This window comes from Bacillus sp. FJAT-29790, from assembly GCF_019039215.1.
Lineage (GTDB): Bacteria > Bacillota > Bacilli > Bacillales > Cytobacillaceae > Cytobacillus.
This window is the reverse complement of record NZ_JAHNZZ010000001.1, coordinates 2042883-2059624: the sequence shown is the minus strand read 5'-3', so window position 1 is coordinate 2059624 and position 16742 is coordinate 2042883. Positions and strand designations below refer to the sequence as shown.

Genomic DNA, 16742 nt, shown 5'->3' with positions numbered 1-16742 from the left:
AAAAATGATATAAAAAGAGGTGAGAATTGTAAAAGTGTTGGTGAAAGTAAAGCGAAATTCCACTATTTAATCGATATCATTTTTGAAACCAACAGACCCATTGCGAAGAAGGTAACAATAATTAACGTGTAACCCAATTATTAGGAGTTAAAATCAAGTAAATAAATCATATTATCTGTGCCTAGGCAAATTTAAAGGAGGACGAAAACATGTCTGAAGTATTAACACAAGTAAAAAAAATTAAAAACTACATAAATGGTGAATGGGTTGAGAGTAAAACGACGCAATATGAAAATGTCTATAATCCAGCAACAAAAGAAGTTATTGCTCAAGTTCCGCTTTCAACAAAAGAAGATGTGGAGTACGCTGTGGAGGTTGCGGCAAAAGCATTTGCAAAGTGGAAAAATGAGCCAGTTCAAAAGCGTGCAAGAGTATTATTTAATTTTCATCAATTGTTAATTAAACATAGTGAAGAATTAGCTCGGTTAATCACAATTGAAAATGGAAAAAACCTTACGGAAGCTAGAGGAGAAGTTGGACGCGGAATTGAAAATGTAGAATTTGCTGCTGGTGCGCCGACATTAATGATGGGAGATTCCCTAGCTAACATTGCAACAGATGTTGAAGCTACAAACTATCGTTATCCAATTGGTATCGTTGGAGGAATTGCCCCTTTTAACTTCCCAATGATGGTGCCGTGCTGGATGTTCCCAATGGCAATCGCATTAGGTAATACATTTATTATGAAACCATCTGAAAGAACACCATTATTAACTGAGAAATTAGCAGAATTATTTACAGAAGCCGGACTTCCAAAAGGTGTATTCAACGTAGTTCATGGTGCACATGATGTCGTTAACGGTATTTTAGATCACCCTGAAGTTAAAGCGATTTCATTTGTCGGCTCTAAACCTGTTGGAGAATATGTTTACAAGAGAGCTAGCGAGAATTTAAAACGTGTCCAAGTTTTAGGTGGTGCTAAAAACCATGTTGTCGTCTTAAATGATGCTGATTTAGAAGACGCAGCGACTAACATTATTGGTTCAGCATTTGGCTCAGCTGGAGAACGTTGTATGGCATCCTCTGTCATAACGGTAGAAGAAGGGATTGCTGATGCGTTTTTAGCAAAACTAATTGAGAAAACGGAAAATATTAAAATAGGTAATGGTCTAGATGATGGTGTATTCTTAGGACCGGTTATCAGAGAAGAAAATCAAAAACGTACGCTTAATTATATCGAAAAAGGAATTGAAGAAGGAGCAGAACTTCTTGTTGATGGCCGCAAACATCAATTAGATGAAGGATATTTCGTAGGTCCAACTATTTTCGATGGTGTTACAACTGAAATGACGATTTGGAAAGATGAAATATTCGCTCCAGTATTGTCTATCATGCGTGTAAAAAATTTAAAAGAAGCCGTAGAAACAGCCAATCGTTCAGAATTTGCTAATGGCGCATGTATTTTCACTTCAGATGCTCCTTCAATCCGTTACTTCCGTGAAAATATTGATGCGGGAATGCTGGGAGTTAATCTAGGTGTACCAGCCCCAATGGCATTCTTCCCGTTCTCAGGATGGAAGTCATCATTCTTTGGTACTTTACACGCTAACGGAAAGGACAGTGTTGACTTCTATACTCGTAAAAAAGTTGTCACAGCACGCTATAAAGCACCATCTTTCGAATAATAAAAACGACTGAAACTTTTTAGGTTAAGAGAAATGAAAGGAAATAAGATTGGAACAGAGAGAGTATCATTTATTGATGTTTTTAGATAAATGATTAAAAGGAATAATCGACTCTTCTCTGTTCATTTCCTTCTTTTCAATAATGTAAGCGAAATCAGATTCGTATTAGAATGAAGAAAATGTGAGGTAATCATATGAGTAAATTGCTTCGAAAACCAAAAGATAGTGAAATTTCACCAGGAGTTATTCTTGTTCATGAGGTGACGGAAAAAGATTCTCCATTAGAATATGTTGGATTTAAAATCGTTGATCTAGTTTCAGGTTCTAAATATTCAGAAGAGTTAGTAAAGAGAGAATGCTGTATTGTAGCGTTAACAGGGAAAATAAACGTAACGGCTAACGAAGAAAGATTCGATAACCTTGGTACTCGTGAGAGCGTTTTTGAAAAAAAACCGACAGATAGTGTTTATGTCTCAAATGATCGAACCTTTGAAGTAGAAGCAGTGACCCAAGCTCGAGTGGCATTATGCTATTCTCCTTCCGAAAAACAATTGCCGACAAAGCTGATTAAAGCTTCAGATAATGGGATCGAAAATAGAGGAATCCTAAATAATAAACGACTAGTGCACAATATTTTACCCGATTCAGATCCAACTGCTAATAGTTTGCTAGTTGTTGAAGTCTATACAGAAAGCGGAAATTGGTCAAGCTATCCGCCGCATAAACATGATCGGGATAATTTACCTGAGGAGTCATTTTTAGAGGAAAGTTATTATCACGAAATGAACCCGCGACAAGGATTTGTATTCCAACGCGTTTATACAGATGATCGTTCACTTGATGAAACAATGACCGTTGAGAACGGTGATGTCGTTCTTGTACCGGTAGGGTATCATCCAGTGGGTGTTCCTGATGGCTACACATCCTATTATTTAAATGTGATGGCGGGACCGACAAGAATTTGGAAATTCCACAACGACCCTGATCATGAATGGATATTAAATCGTTAACAAAATGTTTGAGGGAGCTGTTATCAAAAATGAAATATGAATTTAATGCCCAAAGAGAATACGACATCATTGCGATTGGCCGTGCTTGCATTGATTTAAATGCAACTGAGTACAACCGTCCGATGGAAGAAACGATGACGTTTTCGAAATACGTAGGTGGTTCTCCTGCTAATATTGCCATTGGTGGATCTAAATTAGGATTAAAAGCTGGGTTTATTGGTAAACTCTCTGATGACCAACATGGCCGCTTTATCGAACAGTATATGCGTGGTGTCGGAATTGACACTTCTAATATGGTGATAGATAAAGAGGGCCATAAAACAGGATTAGCATTTACAGAGATTAAAAGTCCCGAAGAATGCAGTATCTTAATGTACCGGGATGATGTGGCAGATCTTTATTTAACCCCATCTGAAGTTAACGAAGACTACATAAAAAAATCAAGAATCCTCCTTGTTTCGGGGACAGCCCTGTCAAAAAGTCCATCCCGTGAAGCGGTGTTAAAAGCAGTTAATTTAGCTAGGAAAAATGACGTGAAAGTAGTTTTTGAGTTGGATTACCGTCCGTATACTTGGAAATCGGCTGAAGAAACCGCAGTTTATTATTCCATTGTCGCAGAGCTGGCAGATGTTGTCATTGGTACTCGCGATGAATTCGATGTGTTGGAAAATAAATCAGCTGGACGAAACGAAGATACAATCAATTCTTTGTTTAAGCATTCACCTGATTTAATTGTTATCAAACATGGAGTAGAGGGCTCATTTGCCTATACGAAATCAGGAGAAATATTCAAAGGTCGTGCTTACCCTTCAAAAGTCTTAAAAACCTTTGGTGCGGGTGATTCATATGCCTCTGCCTTCTTATACGCATTGATCACAGGAAAAGAAATTGAAACCGCTTTAAAATTCGGCAGTGCATCAGCCTCTATCGTCGTAAGCAAACATAGTTCGTCAGAGGCTATGCCGACAGTGAAGGAAATTGAAGAATTAATTTCTGTAAGGTCCTAAAATGAGCTAATACAAAGAGGTGGAACATTTATGGGAACAATTAGATTAACAACAGCACAAGCTTTGGTTAAATTTTTGAACCAACAATATGTTCATATTGATGGGGAAGAAATTCCTTTTGTTGAAGGGATATTTAATATCTTTGGTCATGGGAATGTATTAGGAATTGGAGAGGCACTAGAACAAGATTCAGGGCATTTGAAGGTTTATCAAGGGAAAAATGAACAAGGGATGGCACATGCAGCCATCGCTTATAGTAAACAAATGCTGCGAAAAAAAATCTATGCAATTACAACTTCCAGTGGGCCGGGATCAGCCAATTTAGTAACTTCCGCGGCTACGGCACTTGCAAATAATATTCCGATATTGCTGTTGCCAGCTGATACGTATGCTACACGTCAGCCTGATCCAGTTTTACAACAATTTGAACAAGAATACAGTATTGCTGTCACAACAAATGATGCATTAAAACCAGTATCAAGATATTGGGATCGCATAACTCGGCCTGAGCAGTTGATGTCTAGTTTAATCCGAGCATTTGAAGTGATGACAGATCCAGCAAAAGCAGGCCCTGTAACGATTTGTATTTCACAAGACGTTGAGGGGGAAGCATTCGATTATGATGAAAAATTCTTCGAAAAACGCGTTCATTACATTGATCGTAAATTGCCAACTAAACGGGAATTAAAAGGTGCTGTGGAATTAATTAAGGCGAGCAAAAGACCATTGGTAGTTGTCGGGGGCGGAGCTAAATATTCGGAAGCACGCGAAGCGTTGGTTGAATTCTCAAAAAAGTATAACATCCCATTAGTAGAGACTCAAGCTGGTAAATCAGCGATAGAATCCTCATTTAAAAACAATTTAGGGGGACTAGGGATCACTGGAACGCTTGCGGCAAATAAAGCAGCACGCCAAGCAGATTTAATAATTGGTGTAGGTACGAGATTTACGGATTTCGCGACATCATCTAAAACTCTATTTGATTTTGAATCAACAAAATTCTTAAACATCAATGTTAGTCGCATGCAGGCCTATAAATTAGATGCATTCGCAGTTGTAGCTGATGCCAGAACAACCTTCGAGCAATTAATCCCAATGTTAGAAGGGTACATGAGTGAGTTTGGCGATAAGATTACTAAATTAAAAGAAGAATGGTTAGCAGAACGTGATCGTCTAAGTAAAGTGACATTTACTAGAGAGAAATTTGATCCAGAAATTAAAAATCATTTTTCGCAAGAAGTATTAAATGAATATGCGGATGTTTTAAACACCGAATTAGCTCAAACTACTGCATTAATTGCTATTAATGACACCATCGATCCTGACAGTATCATTATCTGTGCTGCCGGTTCACTTCCTGGTGATTTACAGCGTTTATGGCATTCAAACGTGCCAAACACGTACCATCTTGAATACGGTTATTCATGCATGGGATATGAAGTATCAGGTACATTAGGATTAAAATTAGCTGATCCGGCAAAAGAAGTTTACTCAATCGTCGGCGACGGCAGTTTTCTCATGCTGCACTCTGAATTTATTACAGCGATTCAGTACAATAAAAAAATTAATGTCCTTCTTTTTGATAATTCTGGCTATGGCTGTATTAATAATTTACAAATGGATTATGGCAATGGCAGCTATTTCTGTGAATTCAGAACTGATGATAACCAAATTTTAAATATTGATTATGCCAAAGTAGCTGAAGGGTACGGAGCTAAAGCATATCGTGCGAATACAGTTGAAGAATTAAAAGCTGCACTTGAGGATGCGAAGAAACAAGATAGATCTACTTTAATAGAAATGAAGGTACTGCCAAAAACGATGACAGATGGATATGAAGGCAGTTGGTGGAATCTTGGCGTACCAGAAGTGTCCAATCAAGAAGGTGTTCAGAAAGCATATGAATTTAAACAACAAAAACTGCGGAATGCAATGCAATATTAAGTGGAGGTTTTTATGGAAGAGCGAATGATTTCATGGGGAATTGCTCCTATCGGCTGGAGAAATGATGATATTCCGGAAATCGGTTTAGAGAACACATTATCGCACCTATTAAGTGATATTGTGGTGGCTGGTTTCGAAGGGACCGAAGTCGGCGGCTTCTTCCCTGAAGCTAAAGTTTTAAACAAAGAACTTCAACTTCGAAACTTAAAAATAGCTGGTCAATGGTTTAGTAGTTTTATTATTCGTGATGGTGTGGAGGAGGCGTCTAAAGCCTTCCACAACCATTGTGAATATTTAAAAGAAGTCAACGCCTATGCTGCGGTTGTATCGGAGCAAACGTACAGTATTCAAGGTACAACCAAAAATGTCTTTTCTGAAAAGCCCTACTTCACGAATAAGGAATGGGAAAAATTATGCCACGGACTAAACGAACTTGGGAAAATCGCTGAGCATTATGATCTGAAATTAGTTTATCACCACCATATGGGAACGGGTGTTCAAACGATCGAGGAAATTGACCGATTAATGGCAAACACTGATCCGAATCATGTACATTTACTGTTCGACACAGGCCATATTTTCGTTTCTGACGGCGAATACAAGACATTGTTAAATATGCATATTGATCGTATTAAACATGTTCATTTTAAAGATGTCCGAAAAGAAGTGTTGAAACATTGTAAGCAAGAAGGAAAATCGTTTTTACAGTCATTTTTAAGCGGGATGTTTACAGTACCAGGTGACGGCTGCATCGATTTTACAAAAGTGTACAGTGTGCTGTTGGAACACAAGTATAAGGGATGGATTGTAATTGAGGCTGAACAAGATCCATCCATTGCCCATCCATTAGAGTATGCTTTGATTGCACGGAGATATATAGATGAAAAGTTGCTCATCCATGCGTAACAGGCAAGGGGGGAAATGACACCGGCGGAGCCCGGGGACGGAATGAACTAATGACGACCGGAAAACAGTATCAAAAATGGCCTAGTAACAGTGGTGAAGCCGCCTTGAGAGTAGAGTGAATTACATACTCCTTTTGTAAGCGATTATTGAATTTGAACTATGTTAAGTAATTAAGGTATTCGAATTATACCGAGAATAAATATCTTTACGAATTAAACGGAATCAAATAAACAATCTGGAGGTACTAGTTATGACATTAAGAATAGGTGTGGTAGGAACTGGCGCAATTGGCCGAGAGCATATTAAAAGAGTAACAAATACATTATCCGGTGGGAAAATTGTTGCTGTGACAGATGTGAATCAAGAGTCAGCGCAACAAGCTGTAGAACAATTTGAATTGGATGCAAACGTATATCCAGATGATAAAACGCTTGTTGCAGCAGAAAATGTGGATGCCGTATTTGTAACAAGCTGGGGGCCGGCACATGAACAAACGGTCTTAGCGGCAATTGAAGCAGGGAAATATGTATTTTGTGAAAAGCCTTTAGCCACAACAGCAGAAGGATCCATGCGCATAGTTGAAGCTGAAATGAAACATGGCAAACGCCTCGTGCAAGTCGGTTTTATGCGCCGTTATGATCGTGGTTATGTGCAATTAAAAGCAGCAATTGATAATCATTTCATTGGTGAACCGTTAATGATTCATGCTGCACACCGTAATCCAACAGTAGATGAGAAATATTCGACAGAAATGGCTGTCGTTGATACATTAATTCACGAAATTGATGTCCTGCATTGGTTAGTGAATGATGATTACAAAACCGTACAGGCTGTTTTTCCAAAAAGAACAAAGAATGCTTTAGAACATTTACAAGATCCGCAAATATTTATTATCGAGACAAATAGTGGTATAGCCATTACGGTTGAAGTGTTTGTCAACTGCAAATACGGATACGATATTCAATGTGAAGTGGTTGGTGAAGAGGGCATTGTGAAATTACCAGAACCAGAAAGCATCAGCTTCCGTAAAGATGCTACATTAGGTACGAATATCCTAATGGATTGGAAACAGCGCTTTATCGACGCATATGATACGGAATTACAAGACTTCATGGATTCAATTAAAAAGACGGGTGAGCCTAATGGCCCGACATCATGGGATGGCTATATTGCCGCTGTAACAGCTGATGCGTGTGTGAAAGCACAACAGACAGGGGAAAAAGAACTAGTTACACTTCAAGAAAAACCGGCCTTTTATAGTGAAAAAACAGTTTGCAAAACTGTTTAATTATTAATAGAAAAGCAATTTTAATGACATTTGAAAAATAACACTGATGCCCACTAAAGAAAGGGGAAATTTAACATGCGTTTAGCATATGATCCATCACATTATCGCGACAATACTAATTTAAAAGATACGATCGATACAGTTGCAAGATTAGGATATGAATATGTAGAGTTATCTCCACGTAAAGACTTTATTTGGTTTTATCAATATCCAAAGGTAAATAAGCAGCTCATAAAAGACTTAAAAAGATATTGTACAGATGCTGGCGTTAAAATCTCTTCTGTTCTTCCTGTTCAACAATGGTCTTCTCCAAATGAAGAAGAGCGTCAAGCAGCAGTGAAGAATTGGAAACGTTCTATAGAAATTACTTCTGAATTAGGAGTAGATTTGATGAACACCGAATTTGCCGGTGACAAAAGCCGTCCGGTTGAAAGTGAAGCCGCCTTTGTTAAATCAATGGAAGAGCTAATGCCACTTTTTGAAAAAGAAGGGATTAAACTAAATATACAATCACATCCTAATGATTTTATTGAGTTGAATATAGAAGCAATTCGAATGATTCGTGCACTAGATAAAGAATGGATTAAGTTAGTATATTCTGTCCCACATGCTTTCTTCTATGATGATGGCATTGGCGATGTAGCTAAACACATAGATGAAGCGGGAGATTTACTTGCACATGTTCTAATTGCAGATACGCTTAATCATAAAGCAGCATTTGGGTTACGATATATTATTAATCCCCCTAATGCAAATGTAACGATACACCAGCATTTGAACCCAGGTGAAGGGGAAATTGATTTCGATGCATTATACCGGAAATTAAGAGAAATTAAATTCGATGGAATTGTAACAAATGCAGTATTTGCTTATCCTGATAAACCAGAATGGTCAAATGAAGTAACGTTGAAATCCATTAAAGAAGGATTATATGTATAACCTTATTCTTCCGTAGTCTTGTATTTTTAAAAGCAATGATAACAATGCTTACTCTAAAAATTTTCAATTATATGATATACACGATCGGGAATATGAAATAATGGAACGGAGTGTTACTTATGCAATTATGTTTTAATCAGGCTACTACACTTGAAAACTCTAATCTCGTGAAAGACTTAGAGTATTGTGAAAAACATGGGTACGATTATATTGAAATACGTACAATGGACAAATTACCTGAGTATTTGAAAGATAAATCAATTGATGATTTAGTGGACTACTTTCAAACGCACCACATTAAACCGTTAGCATTTAACGCTTTAGTCTTTTTTAATAATCGAGATGAAGCTGGATATAAGGAAATTATTAATGAATTTAAAGAGATGATGGAAACGGGTCAGAAATTAGGTATTAAATATGTCGTGGCTGTTCCACTTGTAACAGAAGAAAAGATATTGAAACAAGATATTAAAACCAGTTGTGTTGAAGTGTTAAAAGAGTTATCAGATATTGCTGAGCCGTATGGGATTAAAATTGCCGTTGAATTTGTTGGACATCCACAATGTACAGTCAATACATTCGGTCAAGCGTATGATATTATCGAAATGGTAAATCGTGAAAATGTAGGACTGGTCCTTGACTGTTTCCACTTCCATGCCATGGGCTCCGACTTGGAGGATTTGAAAAAAGCTGAGGGATCAAAAATCTTTATTTTGCATATTGATGATACGGAAGATTTCCCAATTGGCTTTTTAACAGATGAAGACCGGGTTTGGCCTGGATTAGGTGCGATCGACTTAGGTAGTATTTTATCAACACTGAAGGATATTGGTTATTCAGATGTTGTATCTGTTGAATTATTCCGGCCAGAATATTATAAATTAGATGCGGAAGAAGCAATCAAAACAGCTAAAGATACAACACTCAAAGTCGTATCAAAGTATTACGATTGTCAATTACAAGTAAAATAAATGAATGGTAGCTAACTTTGGGAAGGGGAGGTGCTAAAAAAGTGGCTTTAGTAACGATGAAAGAAGTAAATTTAGTATCAATGAAGGAAATGCTTTTAAAAGCTAGAGAAGACGGCTACGCGGTTGGGCAATACAACATTAACAGCTTACAGTGGACACAAGCTATTTTACAGGCCGCTGAAATAGAACGTGCGCCAGTCATTTTAGCAGCTTCCGACAGACTCGTTGATTATTTAGGTGGATTCCATACCATTGTTGCAATGGTTAAAGGACTTGTTAAAGAAATGTCAATAACTGTTCCAGTTGCATTGCATTTGGATCATGGCATGAACGTTGAAAGATGTAAACAGGCGATTGATGCTGGATTTAGCTCTGTTATGATTGATGGCTCTCATCTTTCAATTGATGAAAATATTGCTATGACGAAACAAGTTGTTGAATATGCACATACTAAACAAATATCCGTTGAAGCAGAAGTTGGAACAGTTGGCGGGATGGAAGATGGACTTGTAGGTGGAATCAAGTATGCAGATCCTGATGAATGTTTCCGACTTGTAAAAGAAACAGGGATCGACGCATTAGCGGCAGCTCTTGGTTCTGTTCACGGACCATATCAAGGGGAACCTAAACTAGGCTTTGATGAGATGAGACAAATTTCAGATTTGACAGGTATTCCACTCGTGTTGCATGGTGGCTCAGGCATACCTGATTATCAAATTGAGAAAGCAATTGAACTCGGTCACGCGAAAATAAATGTAAATACAGAATGTTTGCAAGCGTGGGCACAAGCTGTTCGTCAAGTATTAGCTAATGACATCCAAGTTTACGATCCAAGGACCATTCTTACACCGGGTAAAAAGGCAATTATTGAAACTGTTAAAGAGAAGATGAGGTTATTTAAGACAAGTCATAAGGTGTAATAGAAGGGGATGTCTTAGGTGAGTCGAAAAGTAAGGCATTCCCTATTTCACCTTACAAAATTTATTACATGGAAACTAAACAAAGGTGTGTAGAAATGATCAAGACAAAACGCATTCAACAAATTGAAGATTATGTTTTTGAACATCAAACCGTATCTTTGGATGAGCTTGTTAAAGTTTTTGATGTATCCAAAAACACGATTAGACGGGACATTCAAGAGCTAGTTGAACTTGGAGAAATTAAAAAGGTTTATGGCGGAGTAGCTGTGAATGATACAACACTAGTATCATTTAGTGATCGAAAATCACGTAATCAAAAACAAAAAGAATTAATTGCTAAATCCGCAGCAACATATGTTGAAGATGGAGATGTTATTTTCATTGATTCTGGGACAACAACTTTAGAAATGATTGAATTTATTAAGGTTAAAAATTTGACGATTATTACAAATAATCTCGACTTTATTCTCAATGCGCGCCCATATGAGAATTTAAATGTTATTTCGACTGGCGGCGTTCTTGAACGCAAAACAAATTCATTTGTCAGCTTTAAGAAAAACGATTTATTAAAATCGTATAATATTAACAAAGCATTCATGGCTTCAACGGGTATCTCGTCATCGTATAATGTGACAAATGCATCTCCCCTGGAAAGTGAAATAAAACAAACAGCGGTTGAAAGAAGCTCAAAAGTATTTTTATTAGTGGACCATGGGAAATTTGGCAAATATGGTTTAATGACCTATTGCGGATTAGATGAAATTGATTACCTTATTACTGATAAAATACCAAGCGAGGATTATCAAGAATACGCTAAAAAGAATGAAATTCAGCTTGTCATTGCCGATGAGTCGATTTAATTTTGTTTAGCTTTAAAGGCAACGTTGCGATGGAAGTGGTCGTTAGAATATGTTTAATCCTACTAAAGATAAAAATATTTTTTTATTAGTATCCTTTATTTTTTGGTTTTCGCATTTTATTTATATACCTACCTTGTCCCCTTATATGGAATCGCTTGGGGGGAAATATACGTTTATTGGGATTGTTTTAAGCAGTTATGGGCTTATGCAATTTTTATTACGGCTTCCAATTGGAATCTTTTCGGATGTTATTAAATTAAGAAAACCATTTATTATCATTGGGATGTTAATTAGTACCATAAGTTGTTTGATATATTCAGTAACAGATAGTTTAATATGGATCCTTATTGCCCGCTGTTTTGCTGGAGTTGCCGCAGCGACATGGGTTGTTTTTACCGTGTTATACGCTAGTTATTTTGTAAATCAAGAAGTTCATCGGGCGATGAGTAGTATTTCATTTATTATTGTCTTAGCGCAATCTCTGGGTATGGCTCTAAGTGGTTATATTGTAAACGAGTGGGGATGGCATGTTCCTTTTTGGATTGGCTTAGGTTTTGGTGTCTTTGGTACAATAATGTCCTTCTTTATTTTTGAACCGAAAGAAGGAATAGTGAGAGAACCTGTGAAAATGAAAGATCTTATATCCGTTTTTCAGGAACCACAGCTATTAAAAACTTCTTTATTATCAATTTTAGCTCACAGCATTATTTTTACGACGATGTTTGGTTTTATCCCTACCTACGCATTAAAAATCGGTTTTCAGTCTAATGATCTTAGTCTAGTAATCTTTTCATTTATGATACCTCACGCCTTTGCCACTCTATTTATGAGTAAGGTATTTGTCTCATTTTTTGGTAAATGGAGAACATTGGAAATTTTGTTTTTTCTGACCTCATTTTTTACGCTGGCTACCCCATTAGTCACGTCAAAAAGTTGGCTGTGTATCTTTCAGAGCATTAATGGCTTTGCTCTCGGAATCATTTTTCCATTACTGTTAGGAATGTCGATAGAATCGATTCCACATAAAAAAAAGGCCACAGCGATGGGGTTGTACCAGGCGTTGTATGCACTTGGCATCTTCGCTGGACCATTTTTTGCTGGAATGCTGAATTCGCAAATGGGAATTGCAGCAGGATTTTATTTTGTTGCAGCATTAGGATTAATAGCGACAATTTTTATTACCAATTGGAGACGAAAAGACTCAGTTCAAGTGGGTTTAGAAATAAATCAATAGGTACCTGATGGGTTTAACACTGCCGTATTTAACACTTGGAAAAGTTCATTTACATAGAGAGGATGGTAGTAAAATGGTGAAAAAAGTACAACTGGGAAAGACAGGCTTTTCGATTACTCCGATAGGACTAGGGACGAATGCGGTTGGTGGACATAATCTTTACCCAAATTTAAATGAAGAGGCTGGAAAAGAACTAGTGCGTACTGCGCTTCATAACGGTGTTGATTTTTTAGATACGGCCTATATCTATGGCCCTAAGCGATCTGAGGAATTAATTGGTGAAGTATTAAAAGAATCGAGTATGCGCCAGAACATCATCCTCGCGACTAAAGCAGCACATAAATTCGTCGGGGAAGATATTGTGATGGATAATTCACCTATATTTTTGAAGCAAGCTGTAGAAGATAGCTTGAAACGACTTCAAACGGATTATATCGATTTGTTCTACATTCACTTTCCTGATGAACAGACACCAAAAGACGAAGCAGTGGGAGCTTTAAAAGAATTAAAAGACGAAGGAAAAATCAGAGCAATTGGTGTTTCCAACTTTTCAATCGAACAGTTGAAGGAAGCAAATAAGGATGGCTATGTAGATGTTTTTCAAGGTGGATATCACTTACTAGAACGCGGGGCGGAGAAAGAGTTTCTACCGTATACAAAGGAAAATAATATCTCATTCGTGCCGTTTTTCCCGTTGGCATCCGGACTACTTGCAGGAAAATATACGAAAGGTACGAAGTTCGATGCCAAAGACCTGCGCAGTGATATGCCGCACTTCCAAGGAGAGGCATTTACACGAAACTTAGAAAAGGTGGAACAATTACGCAAGATTGCTGCTGCAAAAAATGCCGAAGTGGCACATATCGTTCTTGCCTGGTATTTAACGCGTGATTCAATTGATGTTGTTATTCCAGGTGCGAAGCGGGGTGCACAAGTATTAAACAACTTAAATACGTTGAATGTGGAACTAACACGTGATGAAATTGGGGAAATTGATGGGATCTTTCGGTAGGATTTTATATCTATTAGAGAAATCATCTTTCAAAGCTGGGTCTACCTATAATTATATTACAAAAAGAGAATGAATTTTCAAATGAAATATATTCGAATGAGAGGAGTTTTATTATGTTAAATGGAGAGAGAAAAATTGAAAGACCGCTGCGTTGGGCCATGGTTGGCGGGGGAAGACTTGGGCAGGTTGGTTATAAACACAGAATCGGAGCACTAAGAGACAACACAGCCTTCCAATTAGTGGCTGGAGCATTTGATATTGAATATGCTAGGGGAAAGGACTTTGGAATCAATATTGGTGTTGCTGAGGATCGTTGCTATCCGGATTATAAAACTATGTTTGCTGAGGAGTCAAAACGAGAAGACGGCATTGAGGTAATATCTATTGCAACTCCTAATGGTACACATTATGAAATCTGTAAAGCAGCGCTGCATGCTGATTTACATGTCATTTGTGAAAAACCCTTGTTTTTTACTACAGATGAGGTACGGGAAATTAAAGCATTGGCAGAGGAGAAAGGTAAAATTGTTGGTGTAACATACGGTTTCTCTGGTAATCAAATGCTTCTTCAAATGCGGGCAATGATTGAGCAAGACAAAATTGGTGAAATACGAGTGGTAGACTTGCAGTATACCCACGGGTTTAATGCAAAAGATGATGGAGATAAAACCAATGCTGCACAGAAGTGGCGTGTTGATCCTAAGATTGCAGGGCCTAGTTTTGTTTTGGGGGATCTTTCCACACATACATATTACATGTCACAGTTAATTATGCCAAAAATGAAAATTAAAAAGCTACTATGTGATCGGCAAAGCTTTATCCATAGTCGTGCACCGTTAGAGGACAATGCCTATGTTTTAATGCACTATGAAAATGGTGCTGTAGGAAGACTGTGGACATCTTCTATCAACGCTGGTTGTATGGATGGTCATAGGATTCGCATTGTGGGTTCAAAGGCCAGCTTAGAATGGTGGGATAGTAAGCCGGGAGAACTAACTTACGAAATTCAAGGCGAACCGAGCCAAACCTTGATTCGAGCCATGCCATACTTAGATGATATTTGTAATGCAGATGAACGATTAGGGGCTTTACACGTAGAAGGTCTATCAGAAGCATGGGCAAATATTTATCTTAAGTTTGCTATAGCCATTGATGCAAAAAACCGCGGAGATGAAGAAGCCTTAAGTAAACTGATTTATCCGGATATTGATGCGGGATTGGAAGGGGTTCGCTGGGTAGAAAATTGTGTGCGTTCAGCTGACAAAGGCTCCGTATGGATTGATTTTGAGTAAATATGGCATCGAACGAATGAATATAGTAGTGTGCTGCATTTTTTAAAATAATCTAACCTAACTTTTGCACATTGAAAAACTTAATGAACCCTTGTTATAACTTTCAGAACGCCTTATATCTCTATTATTAATTATTAACAATCACCCTTTATCTGCGCTTTTATCAAGCTCGCTAATCGGCGAGCTTTTCAGGTCAAATATTTTACTATATAAAATTATTAGAAAACATAAAAAACTAATTGACTGAAAGTGTTTTTGAAAGTATCATAATATTACCAACATGTATTCAAAAGATCACAAGTTTAATGATTAAAGTAAGGGTAAGTTAGTTTTGTAACTCAAATGAAACCGCTTTAATTATCTTGGTAGCAAGAAAATTTTGAATATACGATCAAAATATTACAATTTTTATCAAGGAGAGGTGTAAGAACAAAAGATTAGTCAAATCATGAAAGGAGGTGAATAATTTTCGGAAATTCAACCTTCCCTATTAATTTAATCTAATTTTCTAGTAATTGGGAATAGGAAATTAAAGAATATAGGAGTATTGGTCTACCAAGGGATGGATTTTTTTAAAACCACTTTTTAAAGAAATGGAACTATTGGATGACTTCATAGATGTTTACATACAAGGGAAGAAATTTAAGGGGGAGAAATGATTATGAGTAAGAAATTAATGGGTTTGTTAATGACTTTTGTTTTGCTAGCAGGTTTACTAGCGGGGTGTGGATCAGATAAAACTTCAGGAAGTAACGATCAGACCTCAGGGGGTAAAGAAAAGACGAAAATTGTCATCGGGGCAGCAATGCCTGTATTTGATGATAAATGGCTTTCCTACTTATATGATGGGATTAACGAATATGTTAAGGAACTTGATGGTGTAGAAGTTAAAATGGTGGATGCGAAGAATGATTCCAGCCTACAACTTTCACAGGTTGACACTTTTATAACTCAATTAGTCGATGCCATTATTATAAACCCAGTAGATACAGATGCAATTGAACCAATGGTTGACGCTGCGAATGAAGCGAATATCCCAGTAATCATTGTTAACAGAGCACCTGATGAAAAGGTGATGAAAAAGATCTACGCTTATGTTGGTTCTGAATCTCTAGAGGCAGGCACTATTCAAATGGAAAAAGTGGTAGAACTATTAGGAAATAAGGGGAATATCGGAATTATGAATGGTGCCTTGGGACAAGAGGCAGTCGTTAAGAGAACTCAAGGGAATAAAGATGTTGCTAAGAATCACCCGGATATCCATATTGTACGGGAAGCTACAGCTGATTGGCAAAGAGCTGAGGGGATCACATTGATGGAGAACTGGATTCAATCAGGTGAACATTTTGATGCCATCGTTGCGAATAATGATGAAATGGCTATTGGCGCTATAATGGCCTTAGATGATGCCGGAAAGCGTGGAGACATTATTGTTGCTGGTATTGATGGTACAATTGACGCTCTACAATATGTTAAAGATGGCAAATTAAATGTCACTGCTTTTCAGGATGCATATGGTCAAGGCAAAGGTGCAATTGAAACAGCTATTAAAGCAATAAATGGTGAAAAGGTTGATGAGAAATTCATAAATATCCCATTTGGATTAGTTACTAAGGATAATGTTGATGAATATATCAAAAAGTGGGAAAAGTAATCAAGTTATGAAGGTTGCTC

General features: G+C 37.4%; 14 protein-coding genes. All 14 read left to right on the top strand.

Annotated elements, in window-relative coordinates; all coding sequences use genetic code 11:
• Positions 1-209: 209 nt before the first annotated feature.
• The 14 genes from iolA to BGM26_RS09735 all read left to right on the top strand — a co-directional run bounded on the left by iolA (position 210) and on the right by BGM26_RS09735 (position 16722).
• Positions 210-1685 carry a methylmalonate-semialdehyde dehydrogenase gene (iolA, locus tag BGM26_RS09800; RefSeq protein WP_217039642.1) on the top strand — a complete coding sequence of 492 codons (1476 nt, stop codon included), beginning with the start codon at positions 210-212 and terminating at the stop codon, positions 1683-1685.
• Between the two features lie 194 nt (positions 1686-1879).
• Positions 1880-2695: a 5-deoxy-glucuronate isomerase gene (gene iolB, locus BGM26_RS09795; protein ID WP_217039641.1), complete on the top strand. Its 816-nt coding sequence runs from the start codon at positions 1880-1882 to the stop codon at positions 2693-2695.
• Between the two features lie 29 nt (positions 2696-2724).
• Positions 2725-3702 carry a 5-dehydro-2-deoxygluconokinase gene (gene iolC, locus BGM26_RS09790; protein ID WP_217039640.1) on the top strand — a complete coding sequence of 326 codons (978 nt, stop codon included), beginning with the start codon at positions 2725-2727 and terminating at the stop codon, positions 3700-3702.
• A 30-nt stretch (positions 3703-3732) separates the two neighbouring features.
• A complete protein-coding gene (gene iolD, locus BGM26_RS09785; RefSeq protein WP_217039639.1) occupies positions 3733-5646 on the top strand; it encodes a 3D-(3,5/4)-trihydroxycyclohexane-1,2-dione acylhydrolase (decyclizing) in 1914 nt (637 codons plus the stop codon).
• Between the two features lie 12 nt (positions 5647-5658).
• Positions 5659-6552, top strand: coding sequence for a myo-inosose-2 dehydratase (iolE, locus tag BGM26_RS09780; RefSeq protein ID WP_217039638.1), 894 nt, complete (start codon positions 5659-5661; stop codon positions 6550-6552).
• 250 nt (positions 6553-6802) lie between these two features.
• Positions 6803-7840: a bifunctional inositol 2-dehydrogenase/D-chiro-inositol 1-dehydrogenase gene (gene iolG, locus BGM26_RS09775; RefSeq protein ID WP_217039637.1), complete on the top strand. Its 1038-nt coding sequence runs from the start codon at positions 6803-6805 to the stop codon at positions 7838-7840.
• Between the two features lie 75 nt (positions 7841-7915).
• A complete protein-coding gene (locus BGM26_RS09770) occupies positions 7916-8779 on the top strand; it encodes a sugar phosphate isomerase/epimerase family protein (RefSeq protein ID WP_217039636.1) in 864 nt (287 codons plus the stop codon).
• A gap of 119 nt (positions 8780-8898) precedes the next feature.
• Positions 8899-9750 (top strand): 2-keto-myo-inositol isomerase, encoded by an 852-nt coding sequence (iolI, locus tag BGM26_RS09765; RefSeq protein ID WP_217039635.1) that lies wholly within the window; start codon positions 8899-8901, stop codon positions 9748-9750.
• Positions 9751-9806: 56 nt separating this feature from the next.
• A complete protein-coding gene (fba, locus tag BGM26_RS09760; RefSeq protein ID WP_217040729.1) occupies positions 9807-10670 on the top strand; it encodes a class II fructose-1,6-bisphosphate aldolase in 864 nt (287 codons plus the stop codon).
• Between the two features lie 95 nt (positions 10671-10765).
• Complete coding sequence (locus tag BGM26_RS09755; protein ID WP_217039634.1) at positions 10766-11530, top strand: DeoR/GlpR family DNA-binding transcription regulator; 765 nt, start codon at positions 10766-10768, stop codon at positions 11528-11530.
• Between the two features lie 49 nt (positions 11531-11579).
• Complete coding sequence (locus tag BGM26_RS09750; RefSeq protein ID WP_217039633.1) at positions 11580-12764, top strand: MFS transporter; 1185 nt, start codon at positions 11580-11582, stop codon at positions 12762-12764.
• Between the two features lie 73 nt (positions 12765-12837).
• Positions 12838-13776 (top strand): aldo/keto reductase, encoded by a 939-nt coding sequence (locus BGM26_RS09745; protein WP_217039632.1) that lies wholly within the window; start codon positions 12838-12840, stop codon positions 13774-13776.
• A 110-nt stretch (positions 13777-13886) separates the two neighbouring features.
• Positions 13887-15068: a Gfo/Idh/MocA family protein gene (locus tag BGM26_RS09740; RefSeq protein WP_217040728.1), complete on the top strand. Its 1182-nt coding sequence runs from the start codon at positions 13887-13889 to the stop codon at positions 15066-15068.
• Positions 15069-15729: 661 nt separating this feature from the next.
• On the top strand, positions 15730-16722 hold the full coding sequence (locus BGM26_RS09735) for a sugar ABC transporter substrate-binding protein (RefSeq protein ID WP_254119186.1): 993 nt from the start codon (positions 15730-15732) through the stop codon (positions 16720-16722).
• Positions 16723-16742 lie beyond the last annotated feature (20 nt).

What these genes read in the sequence shown, in the direction of transcription:
- fba (WP_217040729.1), top strand. Translation starts at nt 9,807, where the DNA reads ATGAAAGAAGTAAATTTAGTATCAATGAAGGAAATGCTTTTAAAAGCT.
- BGM26_RS09750 (WP_217039633.1), top strand. Translation starts at nt 11,580, where the DNA reads ATGTTTAATCCTACTAAAGATAAAAATATTTTTTTATTAGTATCCTTT.
- iolI (WP_217039635.1), top strand. Translation starts at nt 8,899, where the DNA reads ATGCAATTATGTTTTAATCAGGCTACTACACTTGAAAACTCTAATCTC.
- iolB (WP_217039641.1), top strand. Translation starts at nt 1,880, where the DNA reads ATGAGTAAATTGCTTCGAAAACCAAAAGATAGTGAAATTTCACCAGGA.
- BGM26_RS09755 (WP_217039634.1), top strand. Translation starts at nt 10,766, where the DNA reads ATGATCAAGACAAAACGCATTCAACAAATTGAAGATTATGTTTTTGAA.
- iolA (WP_217039642.1), top strand. Translation starts at nt 210, where the DNA reads ATGTCTGAAGTATTAACACAAGTAAAAAAAATTAAAAACTACATAAAT.
- BGM26_RS09770 (WP_217039636.1), top strand. Translation starts at nt 7,916, where the DNA reads ATGCGTTTAGCATATGATCCATCACATTATCGCGACAATACTAATTTA.
- BGM26_RS09735 (WP_254119186.1), top strand. Translation starts at nt 15,730, where the DNA reads ATGAGTAAGAAATTAATGGGTTTGTTAATGACTTTTGTTTTGCTAGCA.
- iolG (WP_217039637.1), top strand. Translation starts at nt 6,803, where the DNA reads ATGACATTAAGAATAGGTGTGGTAGGAACTGGCGCAATTGGCCGAGAG.
- iolC (WP_217039640.1), top strand. Translation starts at nt 2,725, where the DNA reads ATGAAATATGAATTTAATGCCCAAAGAGAATACGACATCATTGCGATT.
- BGM26_RS09745 (WP_217039632.1), top strand. Translation starts at nt 12,838, where the DNA reads ATGGTGAAAAAAGTACAACTGGGAAAGACAGGCTTTTCGATTACTCCG.
- iolE (WP_217039638.1), top strand. Translation starts at nt 5,659, where the DNA reads ATGGAAGAGCGAATGATTTCATGGGGAATTGCTCCTATCGGCTGGAGA.
- iolD (WP_217039639.1), top strand. Translation starts at nt 3,733, where the DNA reads ATGGGAACAATTAGATTAACAACAGCACAAGCTTTGGTTAAATTTTTG.